Genomic DNA, 23,242 nt, shown 5'->3' on the forward strand with positions numbered 1-23,242 from the left:
TGCGCCTTGGGCGTCTTTTCCGCCTGCGGCGTGCCAGGGACGTTCGGGCGCTTGGTGTTCGGGTCAGTCATGGAAAAAGTCGGGGCAATCACTCACGCAGGGCAGGCATCAGGCGGCGGCCTGGTGGCTCCCGTGGGCGCCAAAGCGCTTCTCGATATAGGTCTCGACGATCTGCTGGAATTCGGTGGCGATGCCAGCGCCGCGCAGGGTCAAGGCCTTCTCGCCATCAATGAACACTGGGGCGGCTGGCGCCTCACCGGTGCCTGGCAGGCTGATGCCGATGTCGGCATGCTTGCTCTCGCCGGGGCCGTTGACGATGCAGCCCATGACCGCCACCTTCAGGTGCTCGACCCCAGGGTAGCGCTTACGCCACACCGGCATCTGCATCCGCAGGAAATCGTCGATCTGCTTGGCCAGTTCCTGGAAGGTGGTGCTGGTGGTGCGACCACAGCCCGGGCAGGCGGTGACGCTGGGCACGAAAACCCGCAGGCCCAGGGACTGCAGGATTTCGGAGGCCACCACCACCTCCTGGGTGCGCGCCTCGCCGGGCTGAGGGGTGAGTGAGACGCGGATGGTGTCGCCGATGCCCTCTTGCAGCAAAATACCCAGAGCAACGCTGGAGGCCACCGTGCCCTTGGCACCCATGCCTGCCTCGGTCAGCCCCAGGTGCAGGGGGTGGTCGCAGCGGCGGGCGAGCTCCCGGTAGACCGCGATCAGGTCCTGTACGCCGCTCACCTTGCATGAGAGCAAAACCTGGGCCGGATCCATGCCTAACTCGACCGCTCGGCGGGCAGAGTCCACAGCAGATGTGACGAGCGCCTCGTACATCACCGACTTGGCCTGCCAGGGCTCGGGGCGTTGGCTGTTCTCGTCCATCATCCGGGCGAGCAGTTCCTGATCCAGGCTGCCCCAGTTCACGCCAATGCGAACCGGCTTGTCCCAGCGAAGTGCGGCCTCGACCATCTGAGAGAACTGCTTGTCGTGCTTGTCGCCCTTGCCCACGTTGCCGGGGTTGATGCGGTACTTGGAGAGGGCCTCGGCACAGCCGGGATACTCGGTCAGCAGTCGGTGACCGTTGTAGTGAAAGTCGCCAATCAGGGGCACATCAATCCCCATGCGGTCCAACTGCTCACGGATGTACGGCACCTGCTTTGCGGCCTCTGGCGTGTTGACCGTGATGCGCACCACCTCTGAGCCGGCCTGCGCCAACTCCTTGACCTGGATGGCGGTGGCAACCGCATCCTCCGTGTCGGTATTGGTCATGGACTGCACGCGGACCGGTGCATCACCGCCGACGGTGACCACCCGCGGGCCCCAGACCACCCGCGCCTGCCGGGAGCGCCGCGGGCGTGGGGCTACCGGCAAAATGGCGTTGCCTGAGGCACAGGGATAAGTGGGAATTTCGCGGGTGTTGCTCATGGCATTCTCCCAGGGGAAGCGGTAGAGGTCTCAGGCGCGCGCAGAGCGGCAGACGGTCCTGACACAGGCAAGGCGGGCTGAACCTGCTCGACGACCAGGCCACTCGTCCCTCCCTGCCCGCCCGGACCGGGGGCCACCGCGCTGGCAGGCGGCAGAACCTCCGGAGCGGCCGCAGCCGGGGTGGCCTGAGGGGCCGACGCCGCGCTTGCAGGATCCGAACTCGCCGCCAGTCGCGTCAGGCCGGGCTGCAGCAGGAGAGCGAGCGCCGCAACCGCCAGGCCGATGGCGATGAGGATGGACGGTTTCAGCTTCAGTGCCAGCCGGGCCAGTCCGGTGCTGTTCGGCATGCCTGGCCGAAGAAAGGGGGCATTGATGCCCTCACCGACCCGGGGTGCCAGGGCGGATGCCTGCGGCAGTGCGGCAAGGACGGGCTTCGGATCAATACGCAACTGGCGGGAGATGCTCGAGGCCAGCGCCCGGGTGAAGATGGGGTCAGGCAGCCTGTCAAACTGACCCTCCTCCAGCGCCTCGATCTGCCGCACCGGCACCTTCAGCGACACGGCTAACGCCGCAATGTGCAGGCCAGCCGACTCGCGCGCCCGGCGCAACATTGCACCACCATGCGCGGGCGGCGGGGCTTGGGTCACCCCAGTGGAGGCAGCGGAATCGGGCTGGGCAGCGTCGGGGAGAGTCGCCTCGTCACTCATCAAATGCACCTCGTTCATATGCCGCCCACTCCCTCGATTGCGGGAAGCGACGGCGGAGTTGGTCAGCCAACTGGCCCATCGCGGCGGAATCAGCCAGACGCCGCTCGACCCGAATGCCCAACCAGAGGGACTCGGCATTGGCCAGTTCGCTGTTGTTGAGCCTACGAATATAAAACTGGGATCGGACCAGTTCGCCGCGCTGCAGCATCAGAACCGCCAAGTTGTACGCGGTCACCGGGTTGCCGGCGTCGAGCTCATACGACCGGGCCAGGCTGCGCTCGGCCTCCTCGGGACGCCCCGCACGAGCCTGACAAAGGCCCATTGCCATCAAGGTCTTGGCCGCGGCGCCGTAGCCGGGCAGGGTCAGGGCCTGCTGAAAACTCTGCTGAGCCTCGGCAAAACGGTTCTGCTGACACTGCATCCAGCCGAGGTTATGAAGGGTATCGCCGTCGCGGGGGGCGATCGCGAGCGCACGACGGAAACTGTCTTCCGCGCTCCGGGACTCACCCAGACGCATCAGCACCAGGCCGCGCAGATTGAAGGCGGCCGCGTACTGAGGGTCAATCACCAGGGCCTGCTTGATCTCGTCGAGCGCGATTTCGGTACGTCCTTCGGCGAAGTAGTTCACCGCCAGTTCCATGCGCAGCCGGGCACGCTTGCGCTGGGGGGTCTCGTCCGAATCAGTCACTGGGTCTCCACGCAGACTGCCGCCTTGAGGCGGCGTGGCGCAGCCAGAGAGATGGGCGACGGCAAGAAGCGCAAACGCGAGAGTCAGTAAAAGCAACAGCCTAGGCGCCTGCCTGGCCGCTCCGGCCTTGGCCCTCATGCCGCACCTCCGACAGACGCGGGAAGCACCACGACGCTGCGCTGACGGGCGATACGGACTTCCACCCGTGTTCGGTCGCGAACATCCCCTGCCAGTTGGCCACAGGCGGCATCGATGTCGTCACCCCGCGTTTTGCGAACCGTGGTCACGATGCCGGCGTCACTGAGCAATTTGGCAAAGGCCTGCACCTGAGCCTGGGACGACCGGCGCAAACCGGATTGAGGGAAAGGGTTGAAGGGAATCAGATTGAACTTACAAGGCACGCCACTGCCGCCGTGTCGACGGACCAGATCGATCAGCAAGGCAGCGTGTTCAGGCTGATCGTTCACTCCTTCAAGCATGCAGTACTCGAAGGTGATGAAGTCTCGCGGCGCATGCTCAAGGTACCGGTTGCAGGCGTCGAGCAGCTCAGACAGCGGGTACTTGCGATTGATCGGGACGAGGTTGTCGCGCAGCGCGTCGGCTGGTGCGTGCAGAGACACCGCCAGGGCCACCGGACAGTCAAGCCCGAGGCGGTCCATCATGGGCACGACGCCGGAGGTCGAGACCGTGACCCGGCGCCGGGACAGACCATAGCCATGGTCATCGAGCATCGTGCGCAGTGCGGGCACCAAGGCGGCGTAGTTCTGCAGCGGCTCACCCATGCCCATCATGACGACGTTGGAGATGACCCGATCCTGAGTCTGGAGGTGCCGGCGCAGGAAATGCTCAGCAAACCACAGCTGCGCGACGATTTCACCCGTGCTGAGATTTCGCGCAAAGCCCTGGTGCCCAGTGGAGCAGAAGCGACAGCCGACGGCACAACCTGCCTGCGAAGAGACGCACAGGGTGCCGCGGTCGTCCTCGGGAATGAACACCGCCTCCACAGCATTGCCCTGGCCGACGTCGAACAGCCACTTGATGGTGCCGTCGGCCGATTCATGCTGGGAAATAACCGGCAGACCCTCGATGCGGGCGACGGCATGGAGCTTGGCGCGAAGCGACTTCGCCAGATCGCTCATCTCGTCGAAGTTGCAAGCGCCTCGCTGGTGAATCCAGCGATAAAGCTGGGTAGCGCGGAAGCGCTTCTCACCCAGCGTTTCACAAAAGGCGGCCAGACCGTCGAGGTCGAAGTCCAGGAGGTTGGCCGTCATGGAGCTTCGTACACTCCTTTCAGCGGGAGTAGACGTTCATGCCGGGGAAAAAGAAGGCCACTTCCACAGCTGCGGTCTCGGGCGCGTCAGAGCCGTGAACCGCATTGGCGTCGATGCTATCGGCGAAGTCAGCGCGGATGGTGCCCTTTTCGGCTTTTTTCGGGTCGGTCGCGCCCATCAGCTCACGGTTCTTGGAGATGGCGCTCTCACCTTCGAGTGCCTGGATCATGACCGGGCCAGAAACCATGAAGTCCACCAGGTCCTTGAAGAAGGGGCGGGCCTTGTGCACTGCGTAGAACTGCTCAGCTTCACCGCGGGACAGATGGACCATCTTGGCGGCGATGACCTTCAGGCCGGCGCCTTCGAAGCGGGCGTAGATCTGGCCGATGACGTTCTTGGCGACGGCGTCGGGCTTGATGATGGAGAGAGTGCGTTCGATGGCCATGACGTATTTCTTCCTGATTCTGATGTCTTGATCGGATTTCGTGAACCCCCTTTGGCGGCTGGTGCAGGCGCCCCGCGCAGGGCGCCGAACGCACAGCAGGCAAACCGGACCCCTGTCCTGGCGCTGCGGCGCGACCCGACCGTCAAACCGAAGTTCAGCAAAGCCACTGATTGTAACCCGCGCGTCAGAGCGCCATGGCAGCCACGCCGACCCGGGGGACGGGCCGAAGCCAAGCGTCCAGGCCGCGTTCAGCGCCCGCTGCGCCGCCCGCCGCCGCGCCGGCTTCCGCCGCCATTGCCACCCGGGCCGCCGAGACCACCCGGACCGCCCTGCCGCTGGCGGTTGAAGCTGTCGCTGCCGATATAGCCAAGTGAGGTTTTCATGGGGTCAGGTTGTCCGGAAGCGCCCTTGCCACCCGCCTGGCCACCCGCCTTGCCAGCGCCCTGCCCCGGTCCCTTGCCTCGGCCCGGACTACCGGCACTTCGCGACGGGGGCTGGCCTCCGCTGGGGCGAGGGCCACGCCCCGTCGGCCGACCACCTCGGCGCCCGCCCTTGCCGGCACCCTCCCCGCCTTGAACGGACTCGCCTCCCTCTTGGAGGCCCACGGCCTTCATCAGGTCGCGGATGTCGCGGTCATCGAGCTCCATCCAGGCACCCCGCTTGAGGCCCCGGGGCAACATCATGGCGCCGTAGCGGATGCGAATGAGCCGGCTGACCGCATGGCCCACCGCCTCGATGAGCCGGCGTACCTCGCGGTTGCGCCCCTCGGAAATCGTCACGCGGTACCAGGAGTTCGCACCCTCGCCACCGCCATCCTCGATGCCACCGAACTGGGCCAGACCGTCGTCCAATTGAACGCCGGAAAGCAGACGCTGCTTCTCCTCGTTGCTGAGCGCTCCCAGGACACGCACCGCGTACTCTCGCTCCAGGCCAAAGCGGGGGTGCATCAGCTTGTTGGCCAGTTCGCCGGAATTGGTAAACAGCAGCAGCCCCTCGGTGTTGAGGTCCAGGCGACCGACGGACTGCCACTTGCCGTGCTGAACACGCGGCAGCTTGCGAAACACGGTGGGTCGGTTCTGCGGGTCGTCATGAGTAACGACCTCACCGACAGGCTTGTGGTACGCAATGACCCGTGGTGGGGGTGGCGCGATCCGTACGCGGATTGGCTTGCCATTGACCCGAATCTGATCCCCATACTGAATGCGCTGGCCAATGTGGGCCGGCTCGTTGTTGACCGAAATTCGGCCCTCCACGATGAGCTGTTCCATTTCAAGCCTGGAGCCCAGGCCCGCCTGCGCCAGGACCTTGTGCAACTTGGGAGTGTCGGCCTGCGGACGTAGCACCCGCTTGGCCGGGGCGCCATTTGCCGCTTCATCCCCCACGGCGTCGAACTCTCCGGAGACAACGTCCTCGAACCGCAGAGGCTCCACCGGCGGAGCCGCCGCCGCAGGCGAGGCCAGATCTTCACCGAAGTCCTCGTCCTCATCCTCGTCGGGCAGGTCAGGATGGTTCGAGCTCATGGGGTGGATCCAGGTTCAGGTTCAGGTTCAGGGTCGGAATCGGGATCGGCGCCTGCGACGAAATCGCCACCGGTCACAAACTCGCCTACGACCTCCTTGCCCGCCGCTTCATCAAGTACGGCCTCATCAGGGACGGCATCGGCCATGACCGTCTCTTGGGTCATCGGCTCGACCCCATCGGCCTGACCGGCGACCTCATCGCCCTCGAGCGCCAGGGACGGCTGAAGGACCTCGTCGCCTGCCAGGGCAGCAGCCAACTGGGCCTGGAGCGTCGGATGGTCAAGCGTAGGCAACTGGTCGAGGGAAGACAGGCCCAGGTCGTCGAGAAACTGCCGGGTGGTCGCGAAAAGCGCGGGCCTGCCCGGTGCTTCGCGGTGGCCAATCACCTCGACCCAGCCGCGATCCTCCAACTGCTTGAGGATGAGGCTGTTGATAGTGACGCCACGGATGTCCTCCATGTCGCCACGGGTGACGGGCTGGCGGTAGGCGATGATGGCCAAGGTCTCCAGTGCGGCGCGAGTGTACTTGGGCGGCTTCTCGGGATGGAGTCTGTCTAGAAACTCCCGCATTTCGGGTCGGCTCTGAAAGCGCCAGCCGGTGGCGACACTCACCAGCTCTGCGCCGCGCTGCGCCCAATCGTCCTGCAGATCCTGGAGCAAGCTGCGAAGCGTATCGGCACCCAATTCGTCATTGAACAGCACGCGCATCTCGCGCAGCGTCAGTGGCTGGGCCGAACAGATCAGGGCCGTTTCCAGGACGCGCTTGGCATCCGAGGTGTTCATCTTGTCGTGTTGAAGGAAAAGCCTGAGGAGGGCAAGGGTCGCAAAGGACCGGAGCGGGGACAGCCCGCGCTACCCGCGGCGCAGCCCCGATGCCGCAGCGGGTCGTCCCGCAGGCACAGCCGGGCGCGAGCTCCGTCCCGATACAGGAGTCGGGCCAGATTGTAGCCGAGCCCCCTCCCCTCAAACCTCGCCGCCCAACCCCCATGCGGTCAGCGCCGAAGCCAGGTCTGGCGGTGTCGCTGAGGCAAAGACCATGGGCGTCCCGGTCACCGGGTGGATGAACGCCAAACGGTATGCATGCAGGGCCTGACGCACCATGCCTGCCGCAGGCGCACCACCGTAGAGGGCGTCGCCTACCAGAGGGTGACCCAGATGGGCCATGTGCACCCGGATCTGGTGGGTGCGGCCAGTCCGCAAAGTGGCTCGGACGAGACAGCCCGCCTCGGTCCGTTCCCCCGGCCGACCGCCGGAGGCTTGGCCTGTGCCCTCGCCGGCTGGACGGCCTCCATGACCCAGGCAGTCAAACAGGGTGGAGGCCGCCTTGCCGCTCGCACGCGTCAGGTCGACCACCGCCATGCGCAGGCGGTTGACCGGGTCGCGGCCAACGGGCGCCTCCACCTCGCGCTGGGCTGGCCCTTGCCAGTGCCGATGAGCCAGGGCCAGGTACTGGCGCGAGACCTCACGCGCGGCAATGAGCCTGACCAGGGCGTCCATCGTCGTCCTGTCTCGGGCCACCACCATCAAGCCGCTGGTGTCCTTGTCAAGCCGGTGCACGATCCCGGCGCGCGGCAGCAGCGCCGCCCGAGGGTCGCGGGCCAAGAGACCATTGAGAAGGGTGCCACTCCAGTGACCTGGCGCCGGGTGGACGACCAAACCGGCGGGTTTGTCGATCACCAGCAAGTTCGGGTCCTCATGGACCACCACCAGGTCCATCGGCTCGGGCACGAAGGCCTGGCTCTGGGGTGTGGCCCGGAGCTCCACCTCCCCGGCCTGCCCGACGGTCACCTTCTGCGCGTTGCGGCTCGCCGGCTGGCCATTCAAACGCACCGCACCCTCGTCTACCAACTGTTGTAGATAGCTCCGGGAAAACTCGGGAACCAGAGCCACCAGGGCCCGGTCCAGGCGCTGACCGTGGAGTTCAGCCGGGATCACGAAGGCCCTCCATTCGCTGGCCGCTGACTGGTCTACACCCTCGCCCGCCTCATCGGCTCCTTCATCAGGCATGCTGCCTAGGGCAGCCCCGGCGGCGCCTTGGCGATCTCCGCCGAGGCGGCCGCCCGGTCTAGCTTCAAGGTCGGGACCAGAGGGGGTGGCCTCTATAATGGTTTGGTTCTTTTTCAAGAGTGAGCCTGCGCAATGCTGCGTGCGAAATTATCGACCCTTCGGCTGGCATGCGCGGTGGGTACCTTGGCCCTGGTCGCAGGCTGCAGCACCCTCAAGGACGATCCTACGACCCAGTGGAGCAACGAGAAGCTCTACGCGGAGGCGCGTGATGAAGCCAGCAACAACGCCTTCGACAAGGCCATCAGCTATTTCGAAAAACTCGAAGGACGCGCTGCTGGCACCCCTTTGGCCCAGCAAGCCCAGCTCGAAAAGGCCTTTACCCAGTTCAAGTCAAACGAACCAGCCCAGGCTCTGGCCACGCTCGACCGCTTCATGCGACTGCACCCGGCCAGTCCTGCGTATGACTATGCGCTCTACCTCAAGAGCCTGGTGAACTTCAATGAGAACGTGGGCTTGCTGGCACTGGTCGGACGCCAGGATTTATCCGAGCGCGACCAGAAGGCCGCCAAGGAGTCCTTTGAGGCCCTCAAGGAACTGGTAGACCGCTTTCCGAACTCGAAGTACGCGCCGGATGCCAAGGCCCGGATGGCCTACATCGTGAACTCGCTGGCCCAATACGAAATCCATGTGGCCCGCTACTATTTCTCTCGCGGCGCCCATGTCGCCGCCATCAGCCGGGCCCAGCAGGCTTTGGTTGACTACGAAGGCTCACCGGCCCAGGAAGAGGCGCTCTACATCCTCTACCGCGCCTACGATGCATTGGGCATGAAAGATCTGGCGAGCGACTCGCGCCGAATCCTCCAGAAGAACTACCCCAACTCGGACTTGATGCGGAGCGGTTTCCAGAAGGAAGGCTCTCCGTGGTGGAAGCTCTGGTAAGTCACCCTTCGGCGGCCTACTAGGCACCGGAGTCCGGGGTTCCTTGCGCCATCAGGTCCGTCAGGGCTGCCGCGTAGTCAGCCGGCGTCGCCAAGCGCCGCATCGGCGGCAAAGCCGCCAGCAGCCGGCGGCCATAGCCCATGGTCAGCAGGCGGTTGTCGCACACCACCAGTACCCCGCGGTCCTGCTCGCTGCGTATCAGGCGACCAGCGCCCTGCTTGAGAGCGACCGCGGCTTCGGGCAGGCTGTAATCGCCAAAGGCACTGCGGCCCTGCTGCTCGAGCCGACGAGAGCGCGCATCCACTAGCGGATCGCCCGGCGGAGGGAAGGGAAGCTTGTCAATCACCACGAGTTGCAGTGCGTCACCTGGTACGTCGACCCCCTCCCAGAACGAGGCCGAGGCCACCAGCACGCAACCGGGCTGGCCGTGGGCCTGTCCCTCGCGGAAGCGCTCCATCAACCGGCGCTTGGGCCACTGCCCCTGCACCAGGACTTCCACCGAAGGGTTCCCTTCAAAGTGCACTTGTAGGGCCTCGCCAATCGCCCGCAGGGCACGCAGGGTGGTGGTCAGCACCAGGGTGCGTCCTCCCAACCGCTGGGCACCCTGCGCTGCAATATCCGCGACGCGGTTGCTGTGCGTGGGGTCGCTTGGACGGGGAAGCCCCGGCGGCAGGTAGAGGCCCGCCTGCCGCCCGTAATTGAAAGGACTGCCGACACGCAGCACTTGCGCATCTTCCAGCCCGCAAGGCTCGGTGAACCAGCGCAGGCGCGGATCGTCGCCCAAGGTGGCGGAGGTGAAGATCCAGGCGCGGCGGGAGGGTTCGGGTTCGTAGCTCTCGTGGTCTGGCCGATCAGCCTGCACGACCTCGGGTGATTTGGAATGTGCGGGCGTGCTCTGGTCGTCATCAGACCAAGGCAGCCCGTCATCGGCGCCAGACTCTTGCGCACTGAGCCAGTCATCCAGGCCGGCATCGAGGTTGCCGGACGCAGTTCTGCGGCCGGGAGCACTGTCTGAAACATCGGATCGACCTGCACGGCCCAGCATCTTGCTGCGCACCGCGTCGGCGATGTCCAGCGGAGACTCCACCATGCGAAGCTGCTGGCCCAGATCGATCCACCGCACCGAGCCCGTCTCGCAGGGTCCGGCAAAGCGCCCCGCACGCTGGGCCAGGGCGGCCGCACGCTCATGGAGGCGCTGGAAGTCTGGCGCGATCTCGCTCACCGTGTCGAGCGCGTCCATCGCCGCCAGACACGCCTCGGCCACGTCGCGCAAGCCGTCGTCCCATGCCTGCGTATCGGTGCCCTCGGGGGTGGCGGTATTCCACGCCAGGCGGCCACCGCCTGCTCCCCTCCCCGCGGCAAGGCGCAGGTCGCGAGCGGCGCGCTCGACCTGCGACGCGACCTGCTGCCAGTCGACGAGCCCGCGCGCCAGTTGCAAGCCGGCACCGAGCAGGTCACGGCAGAAATCGAGCAGCTGGCTGGTGGCCAATTGCACCCCCAAGAACTGGACGCCGGTTTCGTTCAGCTGATGGGCCTCGTCGAAGATGGCCACCCGCACAGTGGGCAGCAGTTCAGCCATGCCAGACTCCCGCACTGCCAAATCGGCGAAGAACAGGTGGTGGTTCACCACCACCACATCGGCAGCCAGTGCCTCACGGCGCGCTGCATGCACATGGCAGCCCTTGAAGCCCGGGCACTGGGAGCCCAGGCAGTTCTCGCGGGTTGAGGTGACCAGTGGAATGACGGGAGATCGCTCGTCAAGGCCCGAAATTTCGGCCAGGTCGCCGGTGCGGGTGGACTGCGCCCAGGTCTCGATCCGGGCCAGGGTCTGCACGGCCCGCCGATCCGGCAGGTGGGCGTCCTCGCGGGCCAGCGCCAGACGGTGACTGCACAAATAGCTTGCCCGCCCTTTGAGCAGCGCAATCCGCAGGGCCAGGCCCAAGGCGTCGACCAGACGGGGTAGATCACGACCAAAGAGTTGGTCCTGCAGGGTCTTGGTCGCGGTGGACAGCAGCACCCGCTCGCCAGAAAGGAGCGCCGGCACCAGATAGGCAAAGGTCTTGCCCACGCCGGTACCGGCCTCGACGACCAGAGCGCCCCCGGTCTCAATCGTCTGCGCCACAGCCAGGGCCATCTCGGTCTGGGCCGCACGGGGCTGGAACTGTTCGGTCGTCCGGGACAGCACGCCACCCTCGGCAAAGACGGCGTCCACCCAGGCCTCTAGGCTATCGCGGGCGCTCCCGGCGTCCGTGCCAGCAGACCCGTCATCCGCAGCCAAGCGGCTCCGCGGCACCGGGGCCTGCGGACCGCCGGGTAAGCCGGCGGCTTGCTCGGTCATGCAGGTTCTTTCGGATCCAGGGCCAGCTCTAGCCTGGCGATCTGGTCGCGCAAGGCCAGGCGGCGTTTCTTGAGCCGGCGCAGGGTCAGGTCATCTCCGCCGCCCTGCGCCAGCGCGTGGTCGATCAGGGCGTCCAGATCGCCATGCTCCATGCGCAGCTCAATCAGCCGGCGCTGCGGCGAGTGCAGGTCAAAGGCAATGTCGGGCGGCAGGGCCATAGTCAGACTGTAGCGCGAGGCTGCCGCTTAACGGGGCGGCGGCAGGTCGCTCGCAGGTGGCTTGCTTCGGCCAGCCTGGCGCTGGCGAACCTCCGCCTTGTGTGCCTCCGCCTGGCGGACGCGCTCCTGGTGGGCAGCCGCGTTGGCACGCGCCTGCTCCGCACTGATACGGGCCGAAGCGGGCTTGGCCCGGGCTTGCTCCGTTTTGCCGGATGGGGCAGCTTTGGTCCGGGATTGCTCCGGGCTGCTGGAGGGAGCCGCTTTCGCACGGGCTTGCTCCGGGCCGTTGCTGGACGGGGCGGCCTGGCGAGCCTGGGACGGCCGCGCCCTGGGCGCCACCGCCATTGCGTCAGGAGCTGAAGCTCCAGGCTCCGCCGATCGGGCCTGCCGGGGGGTACCGCTCGGGCGCGGCCCGCTCGCCTTCGCGGCGGCGCGGGCCTCGCGGTTTTCCTGCTCCGAGGCGGCACGCGCTCGCCGTTCGGCGGCATCGGCCTCAGCATCAGAGGCCTTGCGCTCGAGCCGCAACATCTGCTCGCTGCTGCGATTCCGACGGTCCAGATCGTTCAGGACCCGCTCTTGGCGGTCCAACTCGGCCAATTGCACCTGCCATCGCCTGCGCACACCCTCCACACAGCCAGTGACTACGAACCGGGTCCGGCACTCGTCTTCTTCTTGGCTGAGAGCCTGAGTCACGCGATCACGTTCGGCCTTGAGCCGTACTCGCTCAGCGGTCAGATCCAGCCCGCTGACAACTTGGCCCGAGGCTCCGACCACAGAGAGGACAGCCAAGCTGGCGAACAGCACGTGACGCAGCGGGCGCATCAAGTGCAAGGGCCTGGGACGACTCAACGCAAACACGGCACTCATGTGAGCCGAGTGTCGACCACCCGCCGCTCCTCGGCCATGAATTCGGCCGACTGCATTTCGTTCAGACGGGACGCGGTGCGCGGAAACTCATGCGACATCGGCCCCTGGGTATAAAGCTGCTCGGGCGGTACCGCAGCGGACATGATCAGCTTGACCCGTCGGTCGTAGAGCACATCCACCAGCCAGGTGAAGCGCCGGGCCTCCGAGGCCATGCTCACTGGCATCTGCGGTACGTTGGACAACAGCACTGTGTGGAACTGGCTCGCGATCTCGAGGTAGTCGTTCTGTGAGCGCGGCCCTCCGCACAGAGCGCGAAAATCAAACCACACCAGGCCGCCGGCTTTGCGCAAGGACTGGATCTGGCGGCCTTCGATGTGCAGCACCGGGGACTCGTCCCGGGCCTCGGCCAGCTGGCTGAAAGCGGCGTTCATTGCAGCGTCTGCGTGCGGCCCCAGGGGGGTGTGATAGAGCTGAACGCGTTCGAGGGTGCGGCGTCGGTAATCGGTGCCGTTGTCGACGTTCAGGACTTCGAGCCGCTCGTTCAGGAGCGCAATCGCCGGCAGGATGCGGTCTCGGTGGAGGCCGTTGGGGTAGAGGTCGTCGGGCCGGAAGTTGGAGGTGGTGACAAAGCCCACACCGTTTGCGAACAGCGAATCCAGCAGCCGGTGCAAGATCATTGCGTCGGTGATGTCGGCCACATGAAATTCGTCAAAGCAGATGAGGCGGTAACGCTTGGAGATGCGTTCGCCCAGGACCTGCAAGGGATTTTGTGTGCCCTGCATCTCGGCAAGCTCGCGGTGCACCTCACGCATGAACTCGTGGAAGTGCAGCCGGGTCTTGCGCTTCAACGGGACCGCGTTGAAGAAGCAGTCCATGAGGAAGCTCTTGCCGCGCCCCACCCCGCCGAACATGTAGACCCCGCGGGGGATAGCAGGCCGGTTGATCAACTTCTTGAGTGCATTGGAGCGAGCGCTCTTGAAATGCGCCCAATCCTGGGCGCAGCGCTCCAGCGCGGCCACCGCGCGCAACTGCGCGGGGTCGCTCTGATAGCCCCGCGTGCTCAGCTCGGCCTCGTAGGCCGCCCGTACGCCGGTGACAGGGGGAACTGCACTCACCTTGCGGCCGCGGCGATGCTGCGCGCGCTCAGAAGTTGAGCGTGCGCTTGTCCACCGCCAGCGCGGCCTCTTTGGTGGCCTCCGAAAGCGACGGGTGGGCGTGGCAGATGCGGGCGATGTCCTCGCTAGACGCACGGAACTCCATGGCGACCACCGCCTCGGCGATCAGCTCGGAGGCCATGGGACCCACGATGTGAACGCCCAGGATCTCGTCGCTGGCGGCATCGGCCAGGAACTTGACCATGCCGGTGGTGTCGCCCAGTGCGCGGGCGCGGCCGTTGGCCAGGAAGGGAAAGGTGCCGGCCTTGTACTTGACGCCGTCGGCCTTAAGCTGCTGCTCGGTGCGGCCGACCCAGGCGATCTCGGGGCTGGTGTAGATCACCCAGGGAATGGTGTTGAAGTTGACATGGCCATGCTGTCCGGCAATGCGCTCGGCCACCGCCACACCCTCTTCTTCGGCCTTGTGCGCCAGCATCGGGCCCCGCACCACATCGCCCACCGCCCAGACGCCGGGCAGGTTGGTGCGGCAGTCGGCGTCGACAACGATGGCGCCGCGCTCGTCAAGCTGCAGGCCTACGCTTTCGGCATTGAGGCCGATGGTGTTGGGCACGCGGCCGATGGACACGATCAGCTTGTCGGCCTCAATCGCCTGCGCCTCGCCCTTGGCGTTGGTGTAGGCCACCGACACGCCCTTGGCGCCGTTCTTGATTTCGCCGACCTTCACGCCCAGCTCAATCTTCAGGCCCTGCTTGTCAAAGGCCTTTTTGGCCTCTTTAGCGATTTGCTCGTCGACTGCGCCCAGGAAAGTGGGCAGGCCTTCGAGGATGGTGACCTCGGCGCCCAGGCGGCGCCAGACCGAGCCCATTTCGAGGCCGATCACGCCAGAGCCGATCAGGACCAGCTTCTTGGGGACTGCTTCGATGCGAAGCGCGCCGTCATTGGACAGCACATTCTTCTCGTCGAAAGGCACGCCCGGCAGCGCGCGGGCGTTCGAGCCGGTGGCCAAAATGACCTGCGTGGCGACCAAGGTCTCTTCAGCGGCACCTGCGACTTTAATCTCGTAGCCGCCCTCGGCAGCCTTCACGAAGCTGCCGCGACCATGGAAGAAGGACACCTTGTTCTTTTTGAGCAGATACAGGATGCCGTCGTTGTTCTGCTTCACGACGGCGTCCTTGCGGGCCAGCATCTTGGCCACGTCTATCTTCACATCCTTGGCGGTGATGCCATGGTCTGCGAAATGGTGGTTGGCGTGGTCAAAGTGCTCGGACGATTGCAGCAGCGCCTTGGACGGAATGCAGCCCACGTTGGTGCAGGTGCCGCCGGGGGCCGGGCCGCCCTTGTCGTTTTTCCACTCGTCGATGCAGGCCACGTTCATGCCCAATTGGGCCGCGCGGATGGCCGCGATGTAGCCACCTGGGCCACCGCCGATGACGATGACGTCGAATTGCTTGCTCATTTGAATTCCTTATTTGTCATGAAGTCATGAAGATTGCGTAGCGAGCGGCGCGAGGTCGGGTCGAGCAGCGGAGCCGTACTCCCGTACGGCGAGCAGCGCAGGCTCGAGATCGCGTCGCGCAGTAGCAAGATTCCTGGCTTCAGATGTCGAACAGGAGACGGGCCGGGTCTTCCAGCGCTTCCTTCATCGCCACCAGGCCCAGCACGGCTTCGCGGCCGTCGATGATGCGGTGGTCGTAGGACATGGCGAGGTAGTTGATCGGACGCACCACCACCTGCCCGTTCTCGACGACGGCGCGGTCCTTGGTGGCGTGCACGCCCAGGATGGCCGACTGCGGCGGGTTGATGATGGGGGTGGACAGCATCGAGCCAAACACGCCGCCATTGGAGATGGAGAACGTGCCGCCGGTCATTTCTTCGATGCCCAGCTTGCCGTCGCGCGCCTTGTTGCCGTACTCAGCGATCTTCTTCTCGATGTCGGCAAAAGACATTTGGTCGGCATTGCGCAGGATGGGCACCACCAGACCACGGGGCGAACCCACGGCGATACCGATGTCGAAGTAGCCGTGGTAGACGATGTCATTGCCGTCGACGCTGGCGTTGAGCACCGGGTACTTTTTCAGGGCGTGGACGGCGGCCTTCACGAAGAAGGACATGAAGCCAATCTTCACCCCGTGCTCCTTCTCGAACTTGTCCTGGAAGCGCTTACGCATCTCCATCACCGGCGCCATGTTGACCTCGTTGAAGGTGGTCAGGATGGCATTGCTCGATTGGGATTGCAGCAGGCGCTCGGCGACGCGGGCGCGCAGTCGGCTCATGGGCACGCGCTGTTCGGGGCGGCTGCCTAGGTCGGGCGTGGCGGGGCCGGCCACCTGGGGCAAGGCCGCCTTGGGCGCCACCGAGACAGGAACCGACGGCGCCACGGCCTTGGCAGGGCCAGCGGCCACGGCCGACAGGACGTCGCCCTTGGTCACCCGGCCGTCCTTGCCGGAGCCGGCAACCGAGCCGGCAGCCAGCTGGTTGTCGGCCATCAGCTTGGCTGCGGCAGGCATGGCCACGCCAGCCATCGATCCGCCGGCGGCGGGTGCCGCTGCGGCAGCAGCAGGGGCAGCAGCGGGCGCTACAACTGCGGCGGGAGCCGCCGCGCCGGCCTTGCCTTCGCTGTCGATCCGGGCGATGACCTGCTCGGCCACCACGGTGCCGCCGTCGGCGATCAGGATCTCGGCCATCACGCCGGCACTGGGCGCGGGTACTTCGAGGACGACCTTATCGGTCTCGATCTCAATCAGGATCTCGTCCTGGGCCACGGCCTCACCGGGCTTTTTCTTCCAGGACAGCAGGGTCGCTTCGGCGACAGATTCGGACAGTTGCGGAACCTTTACTTCAACGATAGCCATTTTTTTATTCCTTGAATCTGGGCGCACTTGGATGCGCAAACAGGGTTATTTGGTCAGAACAAAGCCCTTGAGCTTGGCAAACGCGGCGTCGATCAACGCCTTCTGCTGGTCCTGGTGCAGGTGCGCGTAGCCCACTGCCGGCGAGGCGGAGGCGGCGCGGCCGGCATAACCCAGCTTCTGTCCCTCGTGCATGTTCTCGTGGATGTTGTGCTGAATGAAGAACCAGGCGCCCTGGTTCTGCGGCTCGTCCTGGCACCAGACCACGTCGGTGGCATTGGGGTACTTCTTGAGCTCGGCGGCGAAGGCCTTGTGCGGGAAGGGATAGAGCTGCTCCACGCGGACGACAGCCACGTCGTCGCTGCCCTTTTCCTCGCGCCGCTTGACCAGGTCGTAGTAGACCTTGCCCGAGCAGGCGATGACGCGCTTGACTTTGTCGGCCTTGAGCTCCTTGACCTCGCCAATCACCGTCTGGAAGCCGCCCTTGGTGAACTCGGACAGGGGCGAGGTTGCCTCCTTGTTGCGAAGCAGCGACTTGGGGGTGAAGATGACCAGCGGTTTGCGCAGATCACGCACCATCTGCCGACGGATCACGTGGAAGATCTGGCTGGCGGTGGTGGGCTGGACGATGCCCATATTGGTGTCTGCCGCCAGTTGCATGAAGCGCTCGACGCGCGCCGAACTGTGCTCCGGGCCCTGGCCCTCATAGCCATGGGGCAGCATCAGGGTGATGCCGTTGACGCGGCCCCACTTGACCTCTCCCGAGGCAATGAACTGGTCGATCACCACTTGGGCACCGTTGGCGAAATCGCCGAACTGCGCCTCCCAGATCACCAGGGTGTTGGGTTCAGCGGAGGCGTAGCCGTACTCAAAGCCCAGCACCGCCTCCTCGGACAGGATGGAGTCGATGACTTCAAACGGCGCCTGATTGTCGGCTACGTTCTGCAGCGGCACATAGGTGCCGGTGTCCCAGCGCTCACGGTTCTGGTCGTGAATGACAGCGTGGCGGTGGGTGAAGGTGCCTCGGCCACTGTCCTCACCGGACAGGCGCACCGGGTAGCCCGAGGCCACCAGGGAGGCGAATGCCATGTGCTCGCCCATGCCCCAGTCGACATTGGTCTCGCCGCGCCCCATGGCGGCCCGATCTTCCAGCACCTTCTTGACGAGGTTGTGCGGCGTGACATGGGCTGGAATGGTGGTGATCTTCTGGCCCAGCCGCTTCCACTCGGCCAGGGGCAGCGCAGTGTCGGCGCTGTCGGTCCACTTCTTGCCCACGAAGGGCGCCCAGTCGACTGCGTGCTTGCTCTTGAAGTTGGTGAGGACGGGGTCAATCGTGTGCTTGCCCGCGTCCATGGCGGCGCGGTAGGTCTTGACCATGCCATCCGGGCCATCCGCCTGCAGCACGCCCTGGGCGACCAGCTTGTCGCCATAGAGCTTGCGAGTGCCGGGGTGCGCGCTGATTTTCTTGTACATCAGCGGCTGGGTGAGCGCGGGGGTGTCCTGCTCGTTGTGGCCGAGCTTGCGGAAACAGATGATGTCGACCACCACGTCCTTGCGGAACTCCATGCGGTACTCGAGCGCGAGCTGCGTGGCCAGCACCACCGCCTCAGGGTCGTCGCCGTTGACGTGCAGCACCGGCGACTCCACGCCCTTGACGATGTCGGTGCAATACAGCGTGGAGCGCAGGTCACGCGGGTCCGAGGTAGTAAAGCCGATCTGGTTGTTGATGATCAGGTGCACCGTGCCGCCGGTGGTGTAGCCACGGGTGGCTGCCAGGGCCAGAGTTTCTTGGTTGACGCCCTGCCCTGCGAAGGCAGCATCGCCGTGGACCAGCACCGGGAGCACTTCCTTGCCGAGCGGGTCGCCACGGCGGTCCATGCGGGCGCGTACGCTGCCCTCGACCACCGGGTTGACGATCTCGAGGTGCGAAGGGTTGAAGGCCAGTGACAGATGGACCGGACCGCCGCGTGTAGAGATGTCCGAGCTGAAGCCCTGGTGGTACTTCACGTCACCGGCGGGCAAATCCTCGGGGGCGGTGTGGTCGAACTCGGCAAACAGGTCGCCGGGCATCTTGCCCAAGGTGTTGACCAGCACGTTCAGCCGGCCGCGATGGGCCATGCCGATCACGATCTCTTGCACGCCTTTTTCGCCCGCGAGCTGAATGAGCTCATCCATCGAGGCGATGAAGGACTCGCCGCCTTCGAGCGAAAAGCGCTTCTGGCCGACGTACTTGGTGTGCAGGTAGCGCTCCAGGCCCTCGGCCGCAGTGAGGCGGTCGAGAATCTGCTTCTTACGCTCAGTTGTAAAAACAGGCTTGCTGCGGATGGACTCGAGCTTTTGCTGCCACCAGCGCTTCTCGGTCTGGTCGGTGATGTACATGTACTCGGCGCCCACCGTGCCGCAGTAGGTCTCGCGCAGTGCGTTGAGCAGCTCGCGCAGGCTCATCGTGTTTTTGCCGAAGAAGGTGTTCGAGGTGTCGAACACGGTCTCCTGGTCGGCGTCGGCGAAACCGTAGAAGGAGGGCTCCAGCTCGGGAATCGCGGGCCGCTCGGTGCGCTTCAAGGGGTCGAGGTCGGCCCAGCGCTGGCCCACGTTGCGGTAGGCGGCAATGAGCTGCTGCGCGGCGGTGCGCTTGCGGCCCATTTCAGCATCGGCGCTGGCCATGACGACCCGGGTACCGCCTTGTTTGGCGCGCTCAGCAAAGGCGTTGACAACAGGGAGGTGGGGGACGTCCTTGGTGTCCGTGCCGTCGACGGCCGGGACATGCTGCAGGGCGTCGAAGTACTCGCGCCAGTTGTCCGGCACGCTACCCGGATTGGCAAGGTAATTTTCGTACATCTCCTCGACATACGGGGCGTTGCCCCCGAAGAGGTACGTGCTGCCCTGGTAGGCAGCGTAGACGTTCGTCTCGCTCATATCTCGCTACTTTCTGCCCCCCTTTAGGGAGCATCTGCTGGTTGCAAAAACCTTCCGCGGCACGGCTGAACCGGTTGGCGGATGCGACTGTGGCTGGAAGGACCAAAGTGTCAGCGCGATTGTGCCACTGAAGTGTGACAGGGCGCGGCGCTTTCCGCGTACCTGCACCCAGGGTGGCTCGCCATGTACTCCTAAAGAATCAACCGGCCAGAACCAGGTCCTTGATCTGCTGGAGCGTACCGGGGTCCTCGATGGTGGTCAGGTCTCCGGGGTCGCGGCCTTCGCAAACCGCCTGGATAGCGCGGCGCAGCAACTTGCCGCTGCGGGTCTTGGGCAGCAGGCTCACGAAGCGCACCCGCGAAGGGCGGGCGACCGCGCCAAGCTGGCCGTCGACCACCTTCATGATCTCCCCTTCGAGCTTCATACGGGCAAGCTCATCGGGTACTGCCGCCGGGTCGCGCAGAACAACGAAGGCCATCGCCACCTGCCCCTTGACCGTATCGGCGACGCCGACGACGGCGACCTCGGCCACCGCCGGATGGCTGGAGATGCTCTCCTCGATTTCACGGGTGCCCAGTCGGTGGCCTGCCACATTGATGACGTCGTCAGTGCGGCCCAGAATGAAGAAGTAGCCGTCGGCGTCGCGAATGCCCCAGTCGAAGGTGTTGTAGACCATCTTGCCGGGGATGGACTCCCAATACGTCTTTTTGTAGCGGGCATCGTCACGCCAGATGGTCTGCATGAAGCCCGGTGGCGTGGGCGATTCGATCACCACCACGCCTTTTTCGTTGGGTTGCGTGAGCTCTTCGCCGGTCGTCTCGTGAACAACCTTGGCGCGCCAGCCATACATGGGCACGCCCGGGCTGCCAAACCGGGAGGCCTTCTTCTCGACCCCGTTGGCAATCGTGAGAATGGGCCAGCCGGTCTCAGTTTGCCAATAGTTGTCGATGATCGGCACGCCCAGGGCGTCGTTGATCCAGCGTGCGGTCGGCTCGTCGAGCGGCTCGCCAGCCAGGAAAAGTGCCTTGAGGGTGGACAGGTCGTACTTCTTGAGGAAGGCGGGGTCATGCTTCTTCAACACGCGGACCGCAGTGGGCGCGCTGAACATCACGCTGACCTTGTACTTCTCGACCAGGCTCCACCAGACACCCGCATCCGGGCGGATCGGCAAGCCCTCGTAGAGGATGGTGGCCATGCCGCCGATCAGCGGGCCGTAGACGATGTAGCTGTGGCCCACGACCCAGCCGATGTCGCTGGTGCAAAAGTAGGTGCCGCCAGGCTCGCCCATCATGACGTGCTGCATGCTGGCCGCCAGGGCCACCGCATAACCGCCCACGTCGCGCTGCACACCCTTGGGCCTGCCGGTGGTCCCACTGGTGTACATCGTGTAGCTGATGTCGGTGGCATCCACCCACTCGCAGGGCACCTGCACGCCCGCGCATTCCTGGGCCATCTGGCTCCAGTGATGGTCACGGCCGGCGACAGACGCAAACTTCTCCAGTCCGCGGTCGACCATCAACACCGACTCGGGCTTGTGCGCAGACAGGCGAATCGCTTCATCGAGCAAAGGTTTGTAGGGCACCACCTTGCCACTGCGGGAGCCAGCGTCAGCGCTCACGATGACCTTGGGCGATGCGTCCTCGATGCGCGTGGCAAGAGACACCGAAGCGAAGCCGCCGAACACCACCGAGTGGATGGCGCCAAGGCGGGCGCAGGCCAACATGGCGAACACCGCTTCGGGAATCATGGGCATATAGATCAGGACCCGGTCGCCCTTGACCACTCCCAGCGTCTTGAGCATCGCGGCGGCAAGCTGTACCCGCTCGTGGAGTTGCGCAAAGGTATAGGTTTCCTCGACGCCGGTCTCGGTCGAGACGTGAATCAGGGCGGCCTGACTGGCACGGTCCTTTAGGTGACGGTCCACTGCGTTGTGGCACAGGTTGGTCTTGCCACCAACAAACCAGCGCGTGAAGGGGGCTTGGTCGTTGTCCAGAATGCGCTGGGGCGGGGTTTGCCAATCGATGAGCCGGGCCTGCTCGGCCCAGAAGGCCTCGGGCTGGTCCACCGACTGCCGGTAGAAGTCCTCGTACTTGCTCATATTGCTCTCCTCGGGTCCTTGTTGTCTCTCTCCCCCCGCGCCCTGTATCTAGGCATGGGGCGGGCACTACTTGATCAGGGCGAGCGCCTCCTTGAAGCGCGGGTGGCGGCTGTCGCCCAGCCACTCAAAAGCCACCATCTCGGTGGTGACCAGCTCGCAGCCGGCGCCGGCCAGGCGGTCGAAGGCGGCGTCGCGGTTGCGTTCGGTGCGCGAGCCACAGGCGTCGGTGACCACCCAGACCTCGAACTCCTCCTCCAGCAGCTGCAGGGCGGTCTGCAGCACGCAGACATGGGCCTCGCAGCCAGCAAGTACCACGCTGCCCCGCTCGGGCGCAGCCTCCACCGGCTTTTGCAGGTGGCGCGGCAGGCTACGAGAGTTGCCGCGCGGCGCTGCGGCGGGAGGCCGTAGACGGGGCATCAGCTCAGCGCCGGCACCAAACGCGAACTTGGGAAGGACGGTGGCAAGCAAGCTGCGAAGCGGCTGCGTGGTCGGCCCCAGACCCACAGGGTTTTGCTCGGTGGCCAGCACGGGCACCTCGAGCAAGGCTGCCAGCCGGGCGAGCCGCTGCGCATTGAGAAGAACCGCGGGCGCGTCGGCGATCGCGGGCATGAGCCGTTGCTGGTAATCAACCAGCACCAGGGTGGAGTCAGAAGCGTCTAGGAGCATCGGGCCGGATTGGAGCCGCCCGCGCTGTCTCCGAACTGACACGGCCCGTCAGAAGGAGACAGACGCCGGCCGTAGGAGAGCCGTTCGCCGGCAGGCAAGACCCGCAGCAAGCGCCCCCGTGGGTTGTCTGTCAGCAGGTAGATCCAGCCGTCGGGCCCCTGGCGAACGTCCCGGATGCGGTCCCCCTCGGCCAGATCGTCGCGAGCCTCGCTGCGCACACGGCCGCCCTCCAGTTGCAGGCGGACCAGACGCCCGAACTTGAGTGAGCCGATGAAGAGTTGCCCCTTCATCGCTGCCCCGTAGCGGTCGCTGGTGAGAAAGGCCATGCCCGAGGGCGCAATGGAGGGAACCCAGAAGTGCAGCGGCGGCTCCATCCCGGCCTGCGCGGTCAGGCCCTGGCCGATTTTTCCGCCGCCGTACTGCTCGCCATGGGTGATGACCGGCCAACCGTAGTTGCGACCGGGTTGGGGCAGGTTGACCTCGTCGCCGCCCTGCGGCCCGTGCTCACTGGTCCACAGGCGTCCATCCACCCCGAGCGTGGCGCCCTGGGGATTGCGATGCCCCAGGCTCCAGATCTCCGGACGGGCACCGGCCTGCCCCATGAAGGGGTTACCGGGCGCAGGCGCTCCGTCCCGGGTGAGCCGGACCACCTTGCCCAGGTGGTTGTCGAGGCGTTGGGCGTCGTCGGCCCGCAGGTACCGCTCGCCCATAGCCAAAAACAGCATTCCCTCGCGGTCCTGAACGATACGGCAGCCAAAGTGCAGCCGGCTGGCCACTTTGGGTTGCTGGCGGAAAATCACGGTCAGCGCCTCCAGCCGCTGGCCGTCGCCAGATAGCCGGGCACGGGCCAGGGCTGTCCCGTTGACCGCGCCCGCCTGCTCGGCAAAACACAAGTAGAGCGTCCTCTCCCACCGGCTGCCTGGCTGCGAGAAGTCGGCATCCAAGGCCAGGTCGAGCAAGCCGCCCTGCCCTTGCGCGAGGACGGCTGGCAGGCCCTGGATCGGCGGACCGACCCTGCCGTCGGCCTCTATCAGACGCAGCCGGCCGGGGCGCTCGGTGACCAGAAACCGCCCCTCCGGCAGAAAAGCCAAGGCCCAAGGGTATTCAAGTCCCTGTGCAACAGTCTGGGCGCGCAGCGGTGACACGCTCGATGGCGTGCCAGTCGCCACCTGCGCGTGCG

The 23,242-nt window shown here is 65.5% G+C and carries 19 protein-coding genes; 1 reads left to right on the top strand and 18 read right to left on the bottom strand.

Annotated features, from left to right (window positions below):
* Positions 1-108: 108 nt before the first annotated feature.
* The 8 genes from ispG to QE494_RS09175 all read right to left on the bottom strand — a co-directional run bounded on the left by ispG (position 109) and on the right by QE494_RS09175 (position 8,056).
* Positions 109-1,419: a flavodoxin-dependent (E)-4-hydroxy-3-methylbut-2-enyl-diphosphate synthase gene (ispG, locus tag QE494_RS09140; protein ID WP_300042635.1), complete on the bottom strand. Its 1,311-nt coding sequence runs from the start codon at positions 1,417-1,419 to the stop codon at positions 109-111.
* Positions 1,416-2,144 carry a RodZ family helix-turn-helix domain-containing protein gene (locus QE494_RS09145; RefSeq protein ID WP_300042637.1) on the bottom strand — a complete coding sequence of 243 codons (729 nt, stop codon included), beginning with the start codon at positions 2,142-2,144 and terminating at the stop codon, positions 1,416-1,418. The genes ispG and QE494_RS09145 overlap by 4 nt, the downstream gene beginning before the upstream one ends.
* Positions 2,119-2,952 (bottom strand): type IV pilus biogenesis/stability protein PilW, encoded by an 834-nt coding sequence (gene pilW, locus QE494_RS09150; RefSeq protein ID WP_300042639.1) that lies wholly within the window; start codon positions 2,950-2,952, stop codon positions 2,119-2,121. Before pilW ends, QE494_RS09145 begins: the two co-directional genes overlap by 26 nt.
* Positions 2,949-4,085 (bottom strand): 23S rRNA (adenine(2503)-C(2))-methyltransferase RlmN, encoded by a 1,137-nt coding sequence (gene rlmN, locus QE494_RS09155; RefSeq protein WP_300042641.1) that lies wholly within the window; start codon positions 4,083-4,085, stop codon positions 2,949-2,951. Before rlmN ends, pilW begins: the two co-directional genes overlap by 4 nt.
* A gap of 19 nt (positions 4,086-4,104) precedes the next feature.
* Positions 4,105-4,530 carry a nucleoside-diphosphate kinase gene (gene ndk, locus QE494_RS09160; RefSeq protein WP_300042643.1) on the bottom strand — a complete coding sequence of 142 codons (426 nt, stop codon included), beginning with the start codon at positions 4,528-4,530 and terminating at the stop codon, positions 4,105-4,107.
* Between the two features lie 248 nt (positions 4,531-4,778).
* Positions 4,779-6,050 carry a pseudouridine synthase gene (locus tag QE494_RS09165; protein ID WP_300042645.1) on the bottom strand — a complete coding sequence of 424 codons (1,272 nt, stop codon included), beginning with the start codon at positions 6,048-6,050 and terminating at the stop codon, positions 4,779-4,781.
* Positions 6,047-6,832, bottom strand: coding sequence for an SMC-Scp complex subunit ScpB (gene scpB / locus QE494_RS09170; protein ID WP_300042647.1), 786 nt, complete (start codon positions 6,830-6,832; stop codon positions 6,047-6,049). Before scpB ends, QE494_RS09165 begins: the two co-directional genes overlap by 4 nt.
* A gap of 180 nt (positions 6,833-7,012) precedes the next feature.
* The gene (locus QE494_RS09175) at positions 7,013-8,056 is read right to left on the bottom strand and encodes an RluA family pseudouridine synthase (RefSeq protein ID WP_300042649.1); all 1,044 of its coding nucleotides are present in this window, start codon (positions 8,054-8,056) and stop codon (positions 7,013-7,015) included.
* Between the two features lie 132 nt (positions 8,057-8,188).
* On the opposite strand from QE494_RS09175, the gene QE494_RS09180 reads away from it, so the two are divergent.
* On the top strand, positions 8,189-8,995 hold the full coding sequence (locus QE494_RS09180) for an outer membrane protein assembly factor BamD (RefSeq protein ID WP_300042651.1): 807 nt from the start codon (positions 8,189-8,191) through the stop codon (positions 8,993-8,995).
* Positions 8,996-9,014: 19 nt separating this feature from the next.
* Here the strand turns inward: QE494_RS09180 and QE494_RS09185 are convergent, their stop codons facing one another.
* The 10 genes from QE494_RS09185 to QE494_RS09230 form a co-directional block, all read right to left on the bottom strand.
* Positions 9,015-11,129 (bottom strand): ATP-dependent DNA helicase, encoded by a 2,115-nt coding sequence (locus tag QE494_RS09185; RefSeq protein ID WP_300042713.1) that lies wholly within the window; start codon positions 11,127-11,129, stop codon positions 9,015-9,017.
* Positions 11,130-11,329: 200 nt separating this feature from the next.
* Positions 11,330-11,551: a YdcH family protein gene (locus QE494_RS09190; RefSeq protein WP_300042654.1), complete on the bottom strand. Its 222-nt coding sequence runs from the start codon at positions 11,549-11,551 to the stop codon at positions 11,330-11,332.
* 27 nt (positions 11,552-11,578) lie between these two features.
* The gene (locus QE494_RS09195) at positions 11,579-12,418 is read right to left on the bottom strand and encodes a hypothetical protein (protein ID WP_300042656.1); all 840 of its coding nucleotides are present in this window, start codon (positions 12,416-12,418) and stop codon (positions 11,579-11,581) included.
* Positions 12,415-13,533, bottom strand: a complete 1,119-nt coding sequence (gene zapE, locus QE494_RS09200; RefSeq protein WP_300042658.1) for a cell division protein ZapE — start codon at positions 13,531-13,533, stop codon at positions 12,415-12,417. The genes QE494_RS09195 and zapE overlap by 4 nt, the downstream gene beginning before the upstream one ends.
* A gap of 28 nt (positions 13,534-13,561) precedes the next feature.
* On the bottom strand, positions 13,562-14,989 hold the full coding sequence (gene lpdA / locus QE494_RS09205) for a dihydrolipoyl dehydrogenase (RefSeq protein WP_300042660.1): 1,428 nt from the start codon (positions 14,987-14,989) through the stop codon (positions 13,562-13,564).
* 139 nt (positions 14,990-15,128) lie between these two features.
* Complete coding sequence (gene odhB / locus QE494_RS09210; RefSeq protein WP_300042662.1) at positions 15,129-16,385, bottom strand: 2-oxoglutarate dehydrogenase complex dihydrolipoyllysine-residue succinyltransferase; 1,257 nt, start codon at positions 16,383-16,385, stop codon at positions 15,129-15,131.
* Positions 16,386-16,430: 45 nt separating this feature from the next.
* Complete coding sequence (locus tag QE494_RS09215; RefSeq protein ID WP_300042664.1) at positions 16,431-19,298, bottom strand: 2-oxoglutarate dehydrogenase E1 component; 2,868 nt, start codon at positions 19,296-19,298, stop codon at positions 16,431-16,433.
* A gap of 199 nt (positions 19,299-19,497) precedes the next feature.
* Complete coding sequence (locus QE494_RS09220; RefSeq protein WP_300042666.1) at positions 19,498-21,396, bottom strand: propionate--CoA ligase; 1,899 nt, start codon at positions 21,394-21,396, stop codon at positions 19,498-19,500.
* 66 nt (positions 21,397-21,462) lie between these two features.
* Positions 21,463-22,062: an isochorismatase family protein gene (locus QE494_RS09225; RefSeq protein ID WP_300042668.1), complete on the bottom strand. Its 600-nt coding sequence runs from the start codon at positions 22,060-22,062 to the stop codon at positions 21,463-21,465.
* Positions 22,053-23,231 carry a PQQ-dependent sugar dehydrogenase gene (locus QE494_RS09230; RefSeq protein WP_300042715.1) on the bottom strand — a complete coding sequence of 393 codons (1,179 nt, stop codon included), beginning with the start codon at positions 23,229-23,231 and terminating at the stop codon, positions 22,053-22,055. Before QE494_RS09230 ends, QE494_RS09225 begins: the two co-directional genes overlap by 10 nt.
* Between the last annotated feature and the right edge of the window lie 11 nt (positions 23,232-23,242).

The organism is Ramlibacter sp. (assembly GCF_029866045.1).
Lineage (GTDB): Bacteria > Pseudomonadota > Gammaproteobacteria > Burkholderiales > Burkholderiaceae_C > Ramlibacter.

Excerpts from the sequence above, each read along its gene's own strand:
- scpB (WP_300042647.1), bottom strand. The coding sequence starts at position 6,832 with ATGAACACCTCGGATGCCAAGCGCGTCCTGGAAACGGCCCTGATCTGT.
- rlmN (WP_300042641.1), bottom strand. The coding sequence starts at position 4,085 with ATGACGGCCAACCTCCTGGACTTCGACCTCGACGGTCTGGCCGCCTTT.
- QE494_RS09180 (WP_300042651.1), top strand. The coding sequence starts at position 8,189 with ATGCTGCGTGCGAAATTATCGACCCTTCGGCTGGCATGCGCGGTGGGT.
- QE494_RS09165 (WP_300042645.1), bottom strand. The coding sequence starts at position 6,050 with ATGAGCTCGAACCATCCTGACCTGCCCGACGAGGATGAGGACGAGGAC.
- ndk (WP_300042643.1), bottom strand. The coding sequence starts at position 4,530 with ATGGCCATCGAACGCACTCTCTCCATCATCAAGCCCGACGCCGTCGCC.
- QE494_RS09220 (WP_300042666.1), bottom strand. The coding sequence starts at position 21,396 with ATGAGCAAGTACGAGGACTTCTACCGGCAGTCGGTGGACCAGCCCGAG.
- odhB (WP_300042662.1), bottom strand. The coding sequence starts at position 16,385 with ATGGCTATCGTTGAAGTAAAGGTTCCGCAACTGTCCGAATCTGTCGCC.
- lpdA (WP_300042660.1), bottom strand. The coding sequence starts at position 14,989 with ATGAGCAAGCAATTCGACGTCATCGTCATCGGCGGTGGCCCAGGTGGC.
- QE494_RS09145 (WP_300042637.1), bottom strand. The coding sequence starts at position 2,144 with ATGAACGAGGTGCATTTGATGAGTGACGAGGCGACTCTCCCCGACGCT.
- QE494_RS09225 (WP_300042668.1), bottom strand. The coding sequence starts at position 22,062 with ATGCTCCTAGACGCTTCTGACTCCACCCTGGTGCTGGTTGATTACCAG.
- QE494_RS09175 (WP_300042649.1), bottom strand. The coding sequence starts at position 8,056 with ATGCCTGATGAAGGAGCCGATGAGGCGGGCGAGGGTGTAGACCAGTCA.
- ispG (WP_300042635.1), bottom strand. The coding sequence starts at position 1,419 with ATGAGCAACACCCGCGAAATTCCCACTTATCCCTGTGCCTCAGGCAAC.
- QE494_RS09195 (WP_300042656.1), bottom strand. The coding sequence starts at position 12,418 with ATGAGTGCCGTGTTTGCGTTGAGTCGTCCCAGGCCCTTGCACTTGATG.
- QE494_RS09215 (WP_300042664.1), bottom strand. The coding sequence starts at position 19,298 with ATGAGCGAGACGAACGTCTACGCTGCCTACCAGGGCAGCACGTACCTC.
- pilW (WP_300042639.1), bottom strand. The coding sequence starts at position 2,952 with ATGAGGGCCAAGGCCGGAGCGGCCAGGCAGGCGCCTAGGCTGTTGCTT.
- QE494_RS09185 (WP_300042713.1), bottom strand. The coding sequence starts at position 11,129 with ATGGCCCTGGCTGTGGCGCAGACGATTGAGACCGGGGGCGCTCTGGTC.
- QE494_RS09190 (WP_300042654.1), bottom strand. The coding sequence starts at position 11,551 with ATGGCCCTGCCGCCCGACATTGCCTTTGACCTGCACTCGCCGCAGCGC.